Source organism: Neisseria sp. P0020.S003, assembly GCF_051957095.1.
GTDB lineage: Bacteria > Pseudomonadota > Gammaproteobacteria > Burkholderiales > Neisseriaceae > Neisseria > Neisseria subflava.
On record NZ_JBQCWU010000096.1, the window covers coordinates 1 to 332 of the forward strand.

1 protein-coding gene is annotated in these 332 nt (G+C 48.8%); it reads right to left on the reverse strand.

The annotated features are described in order from the left end of the window. Positions 1–40: 40 nt before the first annotated feature. On the reverse strand, positions 41–332 hold a 292-nt coding region (locus tag ACTHTQ_RS11505; protein WP_440363990.1), incomplete at its 5' end, for a transposase.

Genomic DNA, 332 nt, shown 5'->3' on the forward strand with positions numbered 1-332 from the left:
TGAACTGGCCCCCAAATCTTGGACACTCATAAAAGCCTATTCAGGCGCTCTGTGCAAGCTGGGTTCTGTATGCGACAGGACTCAGCTTTTTCAATTTCAAACTGCAACGCTCCCGGTTGTAGTAATCCATATAGTCATCTATCTGCTTCATCAATTCGTCCACCGTCAATTCACCTGCGTTATAGAAACACTCCGTCTTCAACATCGCAAAGAAGCTTTCCATCGGCGCATTGTCCCAACAGTTCGCCTTTCGCGACATGCTTTGAACCATGGAATGCTCCGCAAGCAATTCCCTATACCCCGCCGTACGGTACAGCACACCTTGGTCCGAA